The organism is Pseudomonas sp. MIACH, from assembly GCF_001269925.1.
In the GTDB taxonomy this organism is placed as follows: Bacteria; Pseudomonadota; Gammaproteobacteria; order Pseudomonadales; family Pseudomonadaceae; genus Aquipseudomonas.
Window position 1 is genome coordinate 301,535 of the sequence record NZ_LHVO01000063.1, and the last position, 15,997, is coordinate 317,531.

The window sequence follows — 15,997 nt, forward strand, 5'->3', positions numbered from 1 at the left end:
ACCGTCAAGCCCGATTGCTGTACCGCCCCATGCTCTGATGCAACTGTTCGATGACCACTTCTAACGCATCTACCGCAGCGCCCAATGCATCGCTGTCCCGCCGCTCACACACGCTTTCCAAGGTCTCGCAACAGGTGATCAACGCCTGGGCCTTGACCATGCGCGCGCCCCCTTTGACGCGATGAGCCAAGTCATGGAGCCTGGCAAAGTCCACCTGGGATTTCAGCGGCGACAACAGCGCATAGTCCTCCCTGAGGCTACCGAGCAACGGCGTCAGCAGCTCCTTGAGCGCGTCGTTATCACCTTGCGTCAGCGTGATCAGCGGGCTCAAGTCAAACGCCAGTCCAACCTCATCCGCCACAACGCTGGCGGTTCGTGAGGCCAAGGCCAAGCGCAAGTCCTCCAACCCGGTCGGCTTGAACAGGCAACCGTCCATGCCTGCTTGCCGGCAGCGTTCGGCTTCCTGTGGCAAGGCATTGGCGGTGAACCCTAGGATCAGGCATGGCGTCAGCCCCAGTTGGTGCTCTTGTGCGCGAATATCACGCGCCAACGCGTAACCGTCTTTGAAGGGCATATTGCAATCGGTGATCACGCCATCGAAATGTCCGGCCGGCCACAGCGAAAATCCTTGGGCGCCGTCCGCGGCCAAGATGATGCGATGCCCGAGAAAACTCAGTTGTCGACTCAGCAACAGACGGTTGGCCGGGTAGTCATCCACCACCAGAATGTTCAACCCGTGTGCCGGCGGAGTGTGCGGCACCGGTGCACTGACCGGCACGGCTGTGGTCAGCGCCAGCGCCAAGATCACATCTACCCGCGTACCCTTGCCCAGCACACTGCTCAAATGCAATTGACCGCCCATCATCTCGCACAGGTTACGACTGATCACCAACCCCAGGCCCGACCCGCTTCGCGCCGGTTGTTCGTTATTGCTGCCCTGGATAAAGGGGTTGAACAAGCGCTGCTGATCTTCGGCGCTGATGCCAATGCCCGTGTCCTCCACCCACAACCGCAGGTTCAACTGATCGTCGACCCGACCCGCGGCACAGTGGGCGCCCAGGCGCACCTGGCCGGAGGCGGTGAACTTGATCGCGTTACCCAGCACATTGGACACCACTTGCTTGAAGCGCAGCGGGTCGACCAGCACCGGCCGGTCGATCAGCGGGTCGAGTTCCACCTGCAGCACCAGGCCCTTGTCCCGCGCAAGCCCCTCGAACACCCGCGCCACTGAGGCCAGCAGTTCGTGCAGATTGGCTGGCTCCAGGCTCAAGGACAGGTGCCCGGACTCAATTCGCGCAATGTCGAGAATATCGCCGATCAATTCCAGCATGCTCCGTGACGCCACCGACGCGACCTCCAGCGCATCGCGGTCAGCCAAGCCCCGCTCGGCATTTTTCAGGGCCAGCTCGATCATGCCGATCACCGCATTCATGGGGGTACGGATCTCATGGCTCATGGTCGCCAGGAAGGTGGTCTTGGCACGGTTTGCGGCGTCGGCCTCCTCCTTGGCTTCCTGCAGCTGCCCCAGCAAGCGCTGGCGCTCGCTGACATCCACCCAGCCGGCGATCATGCCGACGACGCTGCCATTGCTGTCACGGTAGGGGAGCATCCATTGGTAGATTGTCAACACCTCGCCGCCGGGCACCTTGAGCACCCGGTCATGTACCTGCGGCTCACCCAACTCCATCAAACGCAAATAATCGGCATGGAACGACTGGGCCTGGGGCGGGTTACCCGTGTCGGTTTCCACCACGGTCTTGCCGATGACGTCTTCCAACTTGAAGCCGAACACATCCAGATAGGCGTTATTGCACGCCATCAAGCGCCCCAGGCGATCGCGCACATAGATCGGGTGCGGTGTGCCATCGATCAGCACACTCATGAACCGCATCTGGTCGCTCAAGGCACGCTCGGCCTGGGTGCGCTTGCGAATCAGGCTACGCAGATAGAACACCCATCCCAGGGTGACCAGCAGCAGCAGCGCGGCCAAGCCAAACCCCTGGATGATGATGTTGCGGTGACGTATCCAATAATTGTCTTCGATGATGATCTCGCTGCGCCAATGGTTGGTCAGCTCGTCCATTTCTTCAGGGGTAATGCTCAACAACGCCTTGTCGAGGATCGAGTACAACTCCAGTTGGCTGCGGTTGACCCCAAAGGCAATGCGTGCAGGCTCATTCCCGACGGTACTGGTGATGCGCAGGCGCTTGCGGTAATTGCGGGCGATCATATAGCGCGCGCTGATCAGTGAAACCGCGGTCGCATCGGCACTGCCCTTGACCACCAATTCCATGGCCTGCTCCGGGTTCTCCACGTCGACAAACTCGATGCTTGGGTAGTCCCGGCTGATTTGCGCGATCAGGCTGCTGCCGCGAATAATCGCCAGGCGTTTGCCGGGCATATCTTCCAGGGTCACCAGATGCTCGTCATCGCTACGCACCACCAGTACATAGGGACTGGACAGATAGGGTCGGGTAAAGCGGATTTTTTCGGACCGCTCGACACTCGGGGTAACGACCGCCAGCATGTCCACCCGGCCGACGCTGGCCTGTTCAACTTGCCGAGGCAGCGAACTGCCCCGCTCCACATCAAACTTCAAGCCAGTGCGCAAACTGATGCGTGACAGCACCTCGGAGCTAAGCCCTTCGAATTGCTCTTGTTCGTTGAAAAAAGACAACGGCACGAATTTGTCGAGCACCGCCACTTTCACCCGTGGGTGTTTCTCCAGCCAGCGCTGTTCACTTTCGCTCAAGCGCAGTTGCTCGGCCTCCAGGAAACCGCTGCCGCCGGCACTCCAACGGCGCAGGATTTCCATCTGCTGGTTGGCGGGTACGGCAGCCAGCGCGGCGTTGACGATGCCCAACAGGCGGGTATTGTCCTTGGCGAAGGCGAACCCGAAAGGGTTGACCTCCAATGCGGAAAAGTCCGCCATACGCACGTTATTAAGGTGATTCTTGTTGATCAGGTAGCGGGTGCTGATGGCGTCGCCCAGGTACACATCCGCCTGGCCGAACGCCACGGCTCCAATGGCTTCGAAGGTCGAGGCAAACAAGTGCAATTGCGCATCGGGGTAAAAGGCCTCGACGGCCTTGGGCTGCATGTAGTGGTAGAGCATCGCCAGGCGCTTGCCCGCAAGGTCAGCCTTCAACGCCTGGTTCTCCCCGGCGCGCGTTACCAACGCGGGTTGGTCATTGGCGTAGGAACGGGACAGCACCAACTCCGGGTCGGCCGCCTCAAACCCATTGGCCGACCCCACAAAGTCCACCGCACCGGCCTTGAGGGCTTCGATTACCTCATCGCGGGTGTCGTACCGCTTCACGTCGATGGTGATATTCAGCGCCTGGGCGACCAGCGTCGCAAAATCGGCCGTAATACCTTCAAGCTCGTCGCTGTTGCTCAGGTCAAAGGGCGCATAGTCGGGAGCCGACACCCCCATCGACAGCGTGCGGCGCTCGCGCAGCCAGCGCCAGTCGGCTTCGTCCAATACCACCGACGGGTCCACAAGGGTGGAGTGGCCCAGCAGCCTCAGCTTGTTCGGTTCCTCCAAGGCCATCGCCGCCCAGGGCAACAGCCCCATCAGCAGGATGGCCGCGCGTTTCACCAGCCGGGAGGTGATCATTTCAGATCAGATGATTGCGTTGGGCGAACTTGGACAGATGTACCACCGACGACATACGCAACTTCTCCTTGAGTCGCGTCTTGTAGGTACTGATGGTCTTGTGGCTCAACAGCATGTCCTCGGCAATATCCTTGTTGCCCAGACCCAGGGCCAGCTTTTGCAGCACGGTCAATTCGCGATCAGACAACGCCTCCACCAACTCCTGCTCGGTCGACTGCAGATCGTCGCGACGCACCGAACTGGTGGGCAGGCTGGGAAAGCAACTGTAACCAGACCGGATCGCCCTGATCGCCTTTTGCAGTTCATCGAGTTCACCGGTCTTGGCGACAAACCCCATCGCTCCGGCGCGCATGCAGCGAGTGGAAAAAAACACCGCCAGATACGAGGTCAGTACCAGGATCCTGCAGGGCAACTCCAGCGCCTTGATCCGGCTGATCACCTCCAACCCACCGAGTTTAGGCATCGCCAGGTCGAGAATGATCAGGTCCGGGCGTTCTTCGCGAGCAATCTGCATGGCGTCGGCACCGTTACCCGCTTCAAAGATGGTATCGAAGCCTTCCTGCTTCAACAGATACTTGACGGTGGCGCGTATAAAAGGGTGATCATCCACGATTAAAGCTTTGTTGCTCATAAGACTCCCCTGGGAAGATCAGTACGCTTACATATCACGCGAGACCCCACTACCTGTGAAAAGTAACAGTTCCGACAAGCGGTACTGATGACTCTGTAAAACGCCTCAGGCAGTACAGGCCCCTCCTTTTGAAAACTACAGTAAACATGTGAAGCCACGCCTTGATTCCTGAATAGGCGCAAGCGCGCAACCTTAACAACCACGTGTTTTTTCCAATGAAGGGATAATCTCGATTAAATGTAGGACTTTTCCTCGGAGCCCTCCAGAAGCTAGTCCGTGGTACTGGGGCTCCAGAAGGCCTGCACCACCAGGGTCGACTTGGAAATTCGTGCCACCAGTGCGTCCAACTCGTCACCGTCGACCGAGGTCACCGCCAATGTGGCTTCGATCTCAACTTCCTCGGTGCCGAACGGGCGCACATCGACATCGCTGGCTGGGTAGTTGCAGCGCGCCAATTCGGCTTCCAGCAACGCCAGTACCGCGGTTTGCTGGGTACGCCGGGCAATCACATACAGGATGTTGGTGACCTCCGCTGACACCACATCCAGCGGTTGGCGGTTGATGTTATTGACGATAGGTCGCAGCAGCGTATTGGCCGCCAGCACAAACAGCGTGCCCAGCAACGCCTCGAGGACCAGATCGGCACCGGCGCACGCCCCCACCGCCGCCGACGCCCAGAGCGTGGCGGCGGTGTTGAGACCGCGCACATTGCCTTCTTCGCGCATGATCACACCGGCCCCCAGAAAGCCGATGCCCGACACCACATAGGCCACCACCCGCACCGCGCCCTCCGCACCGCCGAGGCGGTTGGCCATGTCGACAAAAATCGCCGCGCCCACCGCCACCAGTACGTTGGTGCGCAAGCCCGCCGTGCGTTGGCGGTACTGGCGCTCGAAGCCGATCAGGCCACCGAGGATAAACGCGGCAGTAAGGCTGACCAGGGTGTCGATCAGGGAATTGAGGTTGATGTTGTTGATTGCTTGCATAAAAAGTCTCCATGACCTGCAGGTACTGCCCGCCCGCACCGCGCCCCTCGAACAGGCACAGTCGAACTTGGCGCGCCCACCGCAAAAGGCAGGCGCGTGAGTAGCATCCCGAGTTGAATCGGGTGCTGGTCAGCGTCAATAAGAGGAATCAGGCAAGGGCCAGGACTGGCCGCTGCCGGGATGCCGTTTCTCGCTGTGTGGCGAGACAACGGCATCGGAATAGATGCGCGTTATCTTGCCAAGTAGGTGCCGGTTACCGAGACCGGCCGACAACTGTCACTCGAACAAGTACCCACTGAGGGTCTCCGCTATTGAAAAAAACGCGCGAAGCTTACGCGCCGAGGCAAGGAGAGTAAACCGTAGGAAAGTTTCCGCGTGATGAACAAGAAGATTCTTCAGGGAGGGTTCAGGAACCCCTATCTTGAAGCCGCCGATGCTTGAATGTGGGAGGGGGCTTGAACTCCCACAGATGGACTGTGCACATCTGCGGCTACGGTGCCACGGGTCGATCCCGTGCCACCAATCTCAGGTAATCATCAACCTGCCCGCCCGCCAGCGCCTTGACCTGAATCGATACCCTGTTGACCTGCCTTCCCATCGTGATCCCGCCCCTTGTGCGCACGGGTACATACCCAAGCCTGGGCCAGAAGCGCTCTGCCTTGGTGTTGCCAATCACCACCGTCAGCCGCAACCAGCGGGCACCGTTTTTGGCCGCCCACGCCTCAAGGTCGGCATGCAGTCGTTGCGCCAAACCGGAGCCATGCAGACGCGTATCAACCAGCAGCAGGCCGATATGCCAGACGCCGACCGCCAGCAAGTCTGCCGCGATATTCACCACCGCGACGAGTTGATCCTCAGCGTCGCGATAGCCCAGCCAATACATTCGGCTGCACGTCCACCCCGTGGGCAATTGCCCCTGCAACTCCTCGCGAGCCTCGGTCGGTGTAGCCGGTTCGCCGTTGACCGCCATGAAGTAATCCGGCGCGCGTTCAAAAAACCGCTGCAACTCGGCCGCGTCAGTAGCGTGCAGCTCAACCACACAAACACCCTCAACGGAGCATCCAGGCACAGCGTCCATGCTCATCCCCTGTCACACGCTTAAATACCACCGTCACTCCGCCCCCCCACGTACGAGGCGGTGGATCAAGTTTTTGCGAGATCAATCGTCCCGCGTCAGCACTTCCAACAACTCAATCTCAAAGCGCAGATTGCTGTTGGGCTTGATATGCGCACCCATCGACCGTTCGCCATACGCCAGGTGCGCCGGCACAAACAACGTGCGCACCCCGCCGACCTGCATGCCCATCAAGCCCTGGTCCCAGCCCTTGATCACCCTCCCGGTGCCGATCACACACTGGAACGGCTTGCCCCGCTCCCAGGACGAATCGAACACCGTGCCGTCTTCCAGGGTGCCGGTGTACTGGGTGGTGATCAGTGCGCCCTTGACCACGGCTTTGCCGGTGCCTGGGCGGGTGTCGGTGATCTGGAGTTCTTCGTTGCTCATGGTGGGCTCGTTGAGGACGCAAAGGGTGGTTTTTCCCAGAATCGGGTGGGTTTGGCAAGTTCCCAGACCCTGATCGCTCCCATGGAAAGTGGTAGCGATCAAACATGCGGGCCGTTGTCTGCTCACCTACAACAGAACACGACATACCCTAGCCAAAAAAAATATCCTGCTTATTTTCTATTCTGATCCCGATGTTCAACCTGTGAGTAGAAAATCAATTCTGAACAGGGAAGATCAAAAATGACCATCGGTTCCAACTTTAACTACCCCGCAGACATCGACCAACAACACCGTCGTAGAAAGCGGACTGTACATAATAAATGGAGGGCAACATTCCCTAGCCCGCCAGACTTGTGTTTTGATTACCGTGCATTGGTAGAGCAAGAAAACGGTATTGCTCAAGCGACTAACACCGCTCACAAAATTTGTATTATTGGCGCGGGCATCACAGGTTTAACAACTGCACGCGAGCTACATAGATGCGGCTTCACAAATATCACATTAATCGAAAAATCAAAACGCATTGGTGGTCGACACCTGACAGCTCTCGGGAGCAATAACACGAACACACTCGGCCGCCCTCCTTTTGAGATGGGCGCAATGAGAATGCCTTTCTTCAACAGATCAAATGAGCGGCCCAAAGAGGGCCGCTCACTCATGGCGTATTACGCCAACGAATTTGAACTCGTCCACTCCGATTTTCCAAACCCTGGCAGCCCCACTGTCCAATCAACTGGAATATATCTAAGAGAAGGAAGCCTGGAAGGAAAAAGCGAACCCACCATGCTTATCTGGAAAAATTCAGATGGAAGAACAGCGCCACCCGGTGAAATCCTAGGTGCCGTCTTTGCGAAATGGAAAACATTTGCAGAACGGATGACACAGCATGTCTCCGAGCACTACGGCGCTGAACATTGGGAGGATATGTGGGGCGCCATAGTAAAAAAATATGAAGGCACTTCATTTCGTGACTTGGTGAAGATGCCAACCATAGATCATTGGCAGCGAATGGACCCTGGCAATTTTGGTGGAATGGGCATGACGGCACAGGAGTCGGCTATTTTTTACTCTATCGGCATTGGCGATGGCAGTTGGGGAGCATTCTATGATATTTGCTCGATTTACCCGATACGCACGGCGATATTTGGTTTTAGCAGTCATCTGCAGTTGATCCACGGCCGCGTGAATTCGGAGGGCGAGCCTATAGAATCACCTTATCTTGACGCCACCGAGATTTTTGACTCAAGGGGCCTAAAATTTAATAATCCAAATTACATTGGTCTCGGCTCACTGGCCGAATCCCTACTATTTATAAAGGCATGTGAGACCAGCGAATCATTATATGAGCATTTAATCAAAAGCCCCTCCGGTTTACTGACCCATAGCTCTGTAACGAAAATAAAAAAACTGGACACAGGAAAGATAAGAGTTTATTACGACTGGAATACTGAACGACCGAACACAGCAAAAAAGGAATTCATCGACGTTGACTCCGTTGTAATGACGCTTCCTTCATGGCTGATAGAAACGCAAATTCTTATCGAAGACTTTAGTCAAGACATGCTTTCGTTCGAAACAATCGCTGCGTTCAAGACAGCTCACTGGGAAACCAGCTGCAAAGTATATGCCCCTCTCAAGAAATCCTTCCTTTCACATAATAAAAACATACCTAAATCCATCGTAACCGACAGTTTCATACATGACGTCTACACCTATCGCTACAATGACAAAAGCACCTACGACTGCATCCTATTAAGCTACACTTGGGAAGATGACGCAACAAAGCTTTCGATGTTCAGCGACAAAGAACTTGTCGACAAGTGCATAGCAGAACTGGACAGAATACTTTTGAAGTCAACAAACATTAAAGAGCGCATCTCTCCCTACATAGGACGTGACCAGGCAGTAGTTCAGCGTTGGATGAACGACAAACACGCCCTTGGTTGTGCGAAACTCTATCGCCCTGGCACATACTACGACGCCGTAGGCCTGATGAAATACAACAGAGACTTCTCCCCAACATCCGGACTTTATCTTTGTGGTGAATCTTTTTCTGTGGATGCTGGCTGGACAGAACCTTGCTTCAGAGGAGCCATCGATACTGTAATCAATATCTGCAACAAGACCCAAGCAAACTTCAACGGAGGGTTTAGCATGGGAGACTATCCTGAGTACAAGATAGAAACTTAAATCAAAGAAAGAGAAATCGGCTACAACATAGCAAGAATCATCTGACTTTTCTTTAAACATCTCTTCACCTCTTATAAACCCCCAACCAACCCTGGTTGCATAACAATAAGAGGTCACCCCCATGAGCGAACCAACAAGCCCTGCCCGCGTCGCTGTCATTCAGTTCAACCCCCAAGTCGGTATAGCCAACCGAAGCGACAACTTGCATCAAAGTCTTGTACTCGCGACTGAAGCCGCAAACGGTGGCGCGAATCTGATCGTGCTGCCGGAGCTTTCCAATTGCGGGTATTTCTTCAGCAATCGCCAGGACGCGTTCGATCATGCAGAGGCAGTGCCGAACGGACCAAGCATGCGTGCATGGATCGATTTCGCCTGCAAGCATCAGGTGTACCTGGTGGCCGGCCTGAGTGAAATCGATGGTAAGCAGCTATTCAACACTGCGGTGTTGCTGGGGCCCGAGGGGTTCATAGGCAAATACCGCAAGGCCCATTTATGGAACCTTGAAAAGCTCTGGTTCACTCCAGGCAACACTGGATTTCCGGTGTTTGAAACGCCCATCGGACGCATTGGCCTGTTGATCTGCTGGGACATCTGGTTCCCCGAAGTGCCGCGAATTCTCAGCCAGCAAGGCGCCGATATCATTTGCAGCCTGAACAACTGGGTGTGGACGCCACCACCACTGTTCGATGAGGCGGGGAAGTGCATGGCGTCGTACCTGACAATGACCGCAGCGCACGTCAACAACGTATTCATCGCTGCCGCCAGCCGCATTGGTGAAGAGCGGGATGCCCGCTACCTTGGGTGCTCCTTGATTGCCGGGACCAATGGCTGGCCGATTGGCGCAGTGGCTTCGGCCAATCGCCAGGAGATCCTTTTCGCCGACATCGACATTACCAGTGCCCGCAGCGCACCGATCTGGAACAACCTCAATGACCTGCAACGGGACCGACGCAACGATCTGTATGACCAGATGCTCGGCTATTCCCAACACCCTGCCCTGCCTCGCTGAGGGGAGGGCAACCTATGGAAAAGTTATTTACCAAGAAAACGCCAACCTGCTCACGGGCGGATATTACGGTGGTTGCACTGGGACTGATCGCGACCTTGCTGGTGCTATGGGTCGTGTCCAGTCATCGTGGATCGTGGCCGGGATACAGTGAGATGGTGACGGCCCTGCCCCACCCCGCCGCCTGGTTGCGGTGGATAGTCGGAGATATCAGCGAAGTCGCTTTCTACAAGCACGAGCTCGCATCACTGGGTCTATTAAGCGGTGCCTATCTGGCATGGTGGGCAAGCAAGCGTGGCAAAGCCTGGCAGGGCTTTTCCATTTGCTATGGCACCGGACTGTGGCCTTGGCTGGTGACCAGCTCGTTGATCGGGCTGTTGCTGAGCAACCTGCTGTGGGGCTGGAGCGTGACCGCCGAGACGTGGCAGCCTACATTTGCAGCGTTTGTGTCATTGCCCGCAGCGATGGTGCTCATGTTTGGCGGCGGTTGGAAAGTCACCCTCAACGGTGCCGTGCTGGGCGCGTTGCTGGTCACCCCACTGTGCTTGTTGATCGTCAATCTGGTGTGCCTGCCATTGGGGCTGCCGGCCGTGGTCGGCAATGTGTTGGGCATGGCAGCGGGGAGCATCATTGCATTTGCACTGTGTCGGCGGGTGCCCTTGCTGGTGCGTTCGGACTACATCGCCGCCCTCAAGCCAGCGCCTGTAAAACCGACTGGCTACGGGCTGTTCTGGAGCCTGCGCCGGGTGCTGGCGGACTTCTCCGAAGCACCGTTTTTCGGGAATGAACTGGCCAGTCTCGGGCTGCTGGCAGGCGTGTTGCTCGCCTATGCCCTCAACCCCATGAGCCCGGCTTATGGCTCTGGCCTGCTGCTGTACATGATTGGCGCCCAGGCACTGACGTCGGCTTTTGGCGTCGTGATCTGGCGCCATCAGTGGATAAGGCGGGGCTGGTATCCAACCTATGTTCCATTGGTATCAGTGGTACCGGCGGCCGTGCTGACCCATGGCGGCAGTTGGGTGGTGATTGGCTCAAGTGCCCTGCTCGGCGCACTGGTCGCACCGCCATTGGCCTGTGCGATTTCAGCGAGGCTGCCCGCGCATTTTCACCCCTACATTGGCAATGTAGCTTCAATGGCCCTGAGCACGTTGATGATTGTGCCCATCGTAGGTTGGCTGGCGGGTTGAAGGGGATGGTTAGGGGGAATCCCCTAACCACCTTTGAATGCAACAATCGATCAAGCCAACGGCACCCGACGCGTCGTCAGTGCCATACGGCCCACAAAGAAGCTCAACGCAGCCCCCAGCAGCAACATCGCCAAGGTACTCCACGCCGCACGGGACAACTGCTTGGCCGCGACTTCACCGGCTTCACGGGCTTTCTGCTCGGCCTGTTGCTTGAGCTCATCGACTTTCTGCATCGCCTGCTGATAAGCCTGGGCGTAGTTGTCGACGATCTGGGTCGCTTCCTCTTTGCTCTTGCCGGTACGGGCGGCAACAATGTTAACCAGCGCGTCTTTATCCGCCGCGTTCAACGCAGGTTCACCGGAGGCTTTCACGCGTTCGAACCACTGCTTCAGCGCGTCACCCGCCTGGGCAGGATTGGCCGCGGCATCCGTCGCCGATTGCTTGCCGTCTGCGGCGGCCTGGTCGGTTTTCTGCTCCACATTGGACGGGTCCAGTTCAGGCTTGCCGCTTTGCTTGAGCAAGGTATCGAGTTGGCCTTGCAGGCTGTTCCAATCCAGGTGGATGCCCTGCTCGTCCAACTGCTGCTTGACGCTGTCACCGATCCCCGGTGCCACGGCGGCGATACCGCTACCGGCGGCCGACAGGCCTTTGCCCACCACATTGCCCGCCGTGCCCACGACGCTGGAAGCCAACGCCGCCAGCAACCAGGTCGTGAACAGCGTGGTGAGGGTCCAGGTCAGCAAACCGTGCAGGCCACCGCGATCCGGCGCGGTGCGCCCGGCGACGAAGGCACCGGCGGCAATCGCCAGCAGCGTCGAGACAAACAGCCAGATACCGGCGCCCGTGCCAAAGCCGCGCAACGGGTTGCCCGCTTCCATGGGGTTGACGGCGCTGGCGCCGATGGCAGTGCCGAGCACGCTGAGCACCAGGTAAGTCACCAGGGCAATTGCACTGCCAGCCAGCACAGAGCTCCAGGACACACGAAACAGCGAGCGATTGGTTTCATAGACAGTGGTCATACACAGGTCCTTCACATGTTGTAGGAGCAAGGCGAAATGCCTTGATGGGTGTGAGTGTGGCGAAACGACATACGTTCAGTCGTGGCCCAAATGCACCAGGCCTACTGGTGCATTCGCACCCCATGCTGCGCAATTGCTCTGCACTATCCTGACACCGGGGTGTCGTACTTTCATGCGTCTAAAACCCGGAGAAATCATGACCCAGGATGTCCTTGCCAAAGAAACCAACCGCCGCCAGTTGCAGCAGATCATCTCCGGGCTGTCCGACGGAATCATCCTGGCCGAGGTCGACCAGACCATCCTCTGGGCCAATGAAGCCGCACTCAGCATGCACGGTGTGGATGACGTCGCGGCACTGGGCAGCAATACCCGGGAATACGCCGAACGCTTCGCCCTGCGCTACCGCAATAATCATCCCTTACCCCTGGAGAACTACCCCCTCGCCCGCGCGGCGGCAGGCGATGAATTCAGCGACGTAGTGGTGGAGGTCATGCCCACCACCGACGAAGAAAAAACCTGGGTGCACCGCCTGCGCAGCCTGGTCATCAGTGACTCCCATGGCACGCCTGAATTGCTGGTACTGATCCTCAGCGACGCCACCGAATGGGCCAGCGCCGAGCAGCGCTTCGAGAAAACCTTCAATGCCAACCCGGCGCCCGCGGTGATCTGCCGCCTGAGCGACCTGCGCTATATCAAGGTGAATCAGGGCTTCCTGGAAATGACGGGGTATAACCGCGACCAGGTGATCGGCCGCTCAGTGTATGAGCTGGACGTGCTGGAACAGGCCGAGCGCAAAGACCTGGCCATCCAGCGCCTGGGCGAAGGTGCGACCATCCCGCAGATGCAGGCCGAATTGAGGCTGCCCGATGGCGGCAGCAAACTGGTGATCGTTGCCGGCCAGCCGCTGGACATGAACGAGGAAGACTGCATGCTGTTTTCCTTCACCGACCTGGAGCCACGCCGCAAGGCCGAAATCGCCTTGCGCCAGAGTGAAGAACGCTTCGCCAAGTCGTTCCGACTGACGCCGGTGCCGACCCTGGTGTGCAACGCCGCCAACCGGCAGGTGCTGGATATCAACGAAGCCTTCATGACCACAACCGGTTACACCAGTGAAGAACTGATTGGTAAATCCATCGAGGACATCAACTTCATCGACAGCCCGCAGGTGGGCACCCAATTGTTCGCCGCCCTGGAAAAAGCCGGCAACGTCGACGGCCAGGACCTCAAGGTGCGTAAAAAAGGCAATGAGGTGATCGACTGCGTGGTCTCCGCCGACACCGTGATCATTCAAGATGTGCCCTGCTACCTGATGGTGATGATGAACATCACCGAGCGCAAACGCTCAGAGCTGGAGTTGGTGGCGGCCATCGAGGAAGTGATGCAGGACGCGTCCTGGTTCAGCCAGACCCTGATCGAGAAACTGGCCAACGCCAAGAGCGTCAACACCCCCAACCTGCCAAACGTGGCCTTCACCGACCTGACCGCGCGCGAACGCGATGTGCTCGGCCTGATCTGCGAAGGCCTGGCGGACAAGGAGATCGCCTCGCGCCTGAAACTGGCGCCCAACACCGTGCGTAACCATGTGGCCACGGTGTATTCAAAGCTGGGGGTGCATAGCCGCAGTGCGGCGATTGTCTGGGCCCGTGAACGCGGGCTGTTCGCCGGTGAACTACGGGTTAAAAAACCGCGATAAAAGTGCAAATGCACTAGTGCCGTTAGTGCGAATTCGCCTTATCGCGGGGGTAGCTGCTCCTTAACCTTCAAGGGGTGAGTACAGGGCCTTGAACCTGTGCCGTGGTGAAACAACACCTTGAAGGAACCCACATGTTTACGCTCGCTCAACTGCGAAATTGCATCGAAGAAGGCCTCGCGCCGCTGACGTGCGAGTTCACCCTGTGTCGGGATGCGTCGCTGACCCTCAAGGTCTACGACGCCGATACCGGCCGGGTGGACCTGGTAGTGACGGGGATCAGCACCAACCGACTGCAAACCGCGCAAGACGTGGAAAAAATGGTTGAAGAACTGCGCTACGAACTGCATAGCAACAACATGGGCAAGCTCACGCTGGATGACTTGCCTTCAACGACGAACCAATGAAATAGAACACCCCGCCTGCAACGATAAACGCCCCCAACATATAGAACATGTAGTGGGCCGGCAGGCTGGCAAGCACCAGTCCGCATAATACCGGCCCCAACGCAGCCCCCAGGTTGGACAGGTTCTGCGCCCCGTAGTACATGCCACGCAGGTGATCCGGGGCGATCCGGTCGATAAACATGTACTCGGCCGGAAACACGATAATTTCCCCGACTGTAAACACCGCCATTGCCAGTACCCACCACAGCACGCTGGTGGACAGCGCAAACCCGATCAAACCCAGCATGAACATGCTCAAGCCTGCGATCAGCCATTGGCTGAGGTGGCGGTGGGAAATACGTCGACCAATCACGTACTGCAAGGCAATCACCAGCACGGCGTTGGTGGTGAGCACGGCGCTGATCACGGTGTAGGTGTTTTCGGCAGTGGTCGTGGTCACCAAGTACTGCGACAGGTACGCGGTGAATTGGCCGAACACTACGGCACTGAGCAATCCACCGACGGTGAAGCACACCAGGCGATGGTCACGCAGCAGCACGCGGCCGACGGCGAGGAACGGCACCGGCTTTTGCGTGACATCGGCGGTCGCCAGGGTGCGGTCGCCCCAACGCCAGTACAGCAGGAAAAACCCCGCCCCCAGCAGCGCCGACAAGATGAACGGCAGGCTGATGTCCAGCTTGGCCACCATCGCCCCAAAGAACGGTCCCACGGCATAGCCGATATTGGTCAGCGTGTACTTGATGGAAAACACTTCGCTGCGTGCGTCTTCGGGCAGCAAGCTGGCAAAACCGGCCTTTACCGCAATATCGATGACCGCGTAGGCCAGGTTGATCAGGATCAGGCAGCTGTAGAACGCCCAGATATTCTGCGCCAGCACCGTACCGATAAACCCCAGCACAAACAGCACGCTCAAGCCCAGCAACAACCGAAAACTGTTGATGCGGTCGACCAGAAAACCGCCATACACGCTGAGCAGCGAGCCAACGATCAACGAGCTGCCGATCACCAGCCCAACCTGGGAGATGTCGAGAGCAAAGTGGCCGGTGAGGTAGATCACCAGGTAAGGAAAAGTAATCGCCTTGGCCAACGTCAGCAGCAACGTTGCGGACAACAACAGGTTCACGGCGCGGGGGTAGTTTCTTATTGTGGCAAGCATCCTGCTCTCTTTCGTCTAAGGTAACGCGGTCTTGAAGGCCGGTTACCTTAGCGCAAGAGCGAGGAAAAAACGCGGGTCATTTCTTGACGGGCGTGATCTCAAGAATGGTGCCGTTGGTGGTTTTGAGCAGCACGAACTTGTCGCCCACCCGTGACCATTGGCTGTCGGCTTCAGGCTGCTTGAGGCCGCGTTTCTTCCAATCGCTGACTGCCGATTCCTTGCGCATCAGGATATCCGGGGCGCGGTCGCCTTCTTTCAAATCACGGGCATTGATGTTCGAAGGCTGCACGGTTTCCTGCGGGGTATCGCCGGCCTGCACGACAAAGCTGGCGGTGGACAGGCTGGCGGCGACCAGAACACAGGCGGCTAGGGTTTTGGACTTCATGGGTGCTCCTTCAATGAATGATGCGTACCCAGGTTCCGACCACAGGCGCACGGAATCATTCAGCCTGCTCAACCTTGATCCCCTGTGATGAGCATAGGTATCTACAAAACTTTTCAGACCCTGACAAATCTCCCTGTGGCGAGCGGGCTTGTCCCGCGCTGGGCTGCGAAGCAGCCCCAAAACCAGCCGCTACAGAGTGTCTGATACACCGCGTTCA

The 15,997-nt window shown here is 57.6% G+C and carries 13 protein-coding genes; 5 read left to right on the plus strand and 8 right to left on the minus strand.

The genetic code is table 11. The features are described from left to right. Positions 1–4: 4 nt before the first annotated feature. The 5 genes from AD670_RS28080 to AD670_RS28100 form a co-directional block, all read right to left on the minus strand. On the minus strand, positions 5–3,619 hold the full coding sequence (locus tag AD670_RS28080) for a transporter substrate-binding domain-containing protein (protein ID WP_053139851.1): 3,615 nt from the start codon (positions 3,617–3,619) through the stop codon (positions 5–7). 1 nt (position 3,620) lies between these two features. Further along, on the minus strand, positions 3,621–4,250 hold the full coding sequence (locus AD670_RS28085) for a response regulator transcription factor (RefSeq protein WP_053139853.1): 630 nt from the start codon (positions 4,248–4,250) through the stop codon (positions 3,621–3,623). A gap of 269 nt (positions 4,251–4,519) precedes the next feature. Next, positions 4,520–5,236, minus strand: coding sequence for an MgtC/SapB family protein (locus AD670_RS28090; protein ID WP_053139854.1), 717 nt, complete (start codon positions 5,234–5,236; stop codon positions 4,520–4,522). Between the two features lie 490 nt (positions 5,237–5,726). Continuing rightward, positions 5,727–6,314 carry a GNAT family N-acetyltransferase gene (locus AD670_RS28095; RefSeq protein WP_053139856.1) on the minus strand — a complete coding sequence of 196 codons (588 nt, stop codon included), beginning with the start codon at positions 6,312–6,314 and terminating at the stop codon, positions 5,727–5,729. Between the two features lie 81 nt (positions 6,315–6,395). Next, the gene (locus AD670_RS28100; RefSeq protein ID WP_053139857.1) at positions 6,396–6,740 is read right to left on the minus strand and encodes an FKBP-type peptidyl-prolyl cis-trans isomerase; all 345 of its coding nucleotides are present in this window, start codon (positions 6,738–6,740) and stop codon (positions 6,396–6,398) included. A 240-nt stretch (positions 6,741–6,980) separates the two neighbouring features. Between AD670_RS28100 and AD670_RS28105 the strand changes: the two genes are divergently transcribed. The 3 genes from AD670_RS28105 to AD670_RS28115 all read left to right on the plus strand — a co-directional run bounded on the left by AD670_RS28105 (position 6,981) and on the right by AD670_RS28115 (position 11,123). Continuing rightward, positions 6,981–8,930 (plus strand): FAD-dependent oxidoreductase, encoded by a 1,950-nt coding sequence (locus AD670_RS28105; RefSeq protein ID WP_053139858.1) that lies wholly within the window; start codon positions 6,981–6,983, stop codon positions 8,928–8,930. A 121-nt stretch (positions 8,931–9,051) separates the two neighbouring features. Then, entirely contained in the window at positions 9,052–9,939 is an 888-nt protein-coding gene (locus tag AD670_RS28110) for a nitrilase family protein (protein ID WP_053139860.1), read from the plus strand. A 14-nt stretch (positions 9,940–9,953) separates the two neighbouring features. After that, positions 9,954–11,123 (plus strand): hypothetical protein, encoded by a 1,170-nt coding sequence (locus tag AD670_RS28115; protein WP_172681533.1) that lies wholly within the window; start codon positions 9,954–9,956, stop codon positions 11,121–11,123. A 50-nt stretch (positions 11,124–11,173) separates the two neighbouring features. On the opposite strand, the gene AD670_RS28120 is transcribed toward AD670_RS28115, so the two are convergent. Next, positions 11,174–12,142 (minus strand): hypothetical protein, encoded by a 969-nt coding sequence (locus tag AD670_RS28120; RefSeq protein WP_053139864.1) that lies wholly within the window; start codon positions 12,140–12,142, stop codon positions 11,174–11,176. A gap of 196 nt (positions 12,143–12,338) precedes the next feature. Between AD670_RS28120 and AD670_RS28125 the strand changes: the two genes are divergently transcribed. Both AD670_RS28125 and AD670_RS28130 read left to right on the plus strand, forming a co-directional pair. Further along, on the plus strand, positions 12,339–13,835 hold the full coding sequence (locus AD670_RS28125; RefSeq protein ID WP_053139866.1) for a PAS domain S-box protein: 1,497 nt from the start codon (positions 12,339–12,341) through the stop codon (positions 13,833–13,835). Positions 13,836–13,966: 131 nt separating this feature from the next. Continuing rightward, positions 13,967–14,239, plus strand: coding sequence for a DUF1652 domain-containing protein (locus AD670_RS28130; protein WP_053139868.1), 273 nt, complete (start codon positions 13,967–13,969; stop codon positions 14,237–14,239). Here the strand turns inward: AD670_RS28130 and AD670_RS28135 are convergent. After that, positions 14,202–15,395: an MFS transporter gene (locus AD670_RS28135; RefSeq protein ID WP_053139872.1), complete on the minus strand. Its 1,194-nt coding sequence runs from the start codon at positions 15,393–15,395 to the stop codon at positions 14,202–14,204. The two genes, AD670_RS28130 and AD670_RS28135, sit on opposite strands and share 38 nt — an antisense overlap. A gap of 76 nt (positions 15,396–15,471) precedes the next feature. Continuing rightward, a complete protein-coding gene (locus AD670_RS28140; RefSeq protein ID WP_053139874.1) occupies positions 15,472–15,780 on the minus strand; it encodes an RcnB family protein in 309 nt (102 codons plus the stop codon). Positions 15,781–15,997 lie beyond the last annotated feature (217 nt).

What these genes read in the sequence shown, in the direction of transcription:
- AD670_RS28080 (WP_053139851.1), bottom strand. Translation starts at nt 3,619, where the DNA reads ATGATCACCTCCCGGCTGGTGAAACGCGCGGCCATCCTGCTGATGGGG.
- AD670_RS28085 (WP_053139853.1), bottom strand. Translation starts at nt 4,250, where the DNA reads ATGAGCAACAAAGCTTTAATCGTGGATGATCACCCTTTTATACGCGCC.
- AD670_RS28090 (WP_053139854.1), bottom strand. Translation starts at nt 5,236, where the DNA reads ATGCAAGCAATCAACAACATCAACCTCAATTCCCTGATCGACACCCTG.
- AD670_RS28095 (WP_053139856.1), bottom strand. Translation starts at nt 6,314, where the DNA reads ATGGACGCTGTGCCTGGATGCTCCGTTGAGGGTGTTTGTGTGGTTGAG.
- AD670_RS28100 (WP_053139857.1), bottom strand. Translation starts at nt 6,740, where the DNA reads ATGAGCAACGAAGAACTCCAGATCACCGACACCCGCCCAGGCACCGGC.
- AD670_RS28105 (WP_053139858.1), top strand. Translation starts at nt 6,981, where the DNA reads ATGACCATCGGTTCCAACTTTAACTACCCCGCAGACATCGACCAACAA.
- AD670_RS28110 (WP_053139860.1), top strand. Translation starts at nt 9,052, where the DNA reads ATGAGCGAACCAACAAGCCCTGCCCGCGTCGCTGTCATTCAGTTCAAC.
- AD670_RS28115 (WP_172681533.1), top strand. Translation starts at nt 9,954, where the DNA reads ATGGAAAAGTTATTTACCAAGAAAACGCCAACCTGCTCACGGGCGGAT.
- AD670_RS28120 (WP_053139864.1), bottom strand. Translation starts at nt 12,142, where the DNA reads ATGACCACTGTCTATGAAACCAATCGCTCGCTGTTTCGTGTGTCCTGG.
- AD670_RS28125 (WP_053139866.1), top strand. Translation starts at nt 12,339, where the DNA reads ATGACCCAGGATGTCCTTGCCAAAGAAACCAACCGCCGCCAGTTGCAG.
- AD670_RS28130 (WP_053139868.1), top strand. Translation starts at nt 13,967, where the DNA reads ATGTTTACGCTCGCTCAACTGCGAAATTGCATCGAAGAAGGCCTCGCG.
- AD670_RS28135 (WP_053139872.1), bottom strand. Translation starts at nt 15,395, where the DNA reads ATGCTTGCCACAATAAGAAACTACCCCCGCGCCGTGAACCTGTTGTTG.
- AD670_RS28140 (WP_053139874.1), bottom strand. Translation starts at nt 15,780, where the DNA reads ATGAAGTCCAAAACCCTAGCCGCCTGTGTTCTGGTCGCCGCCAGCCTG.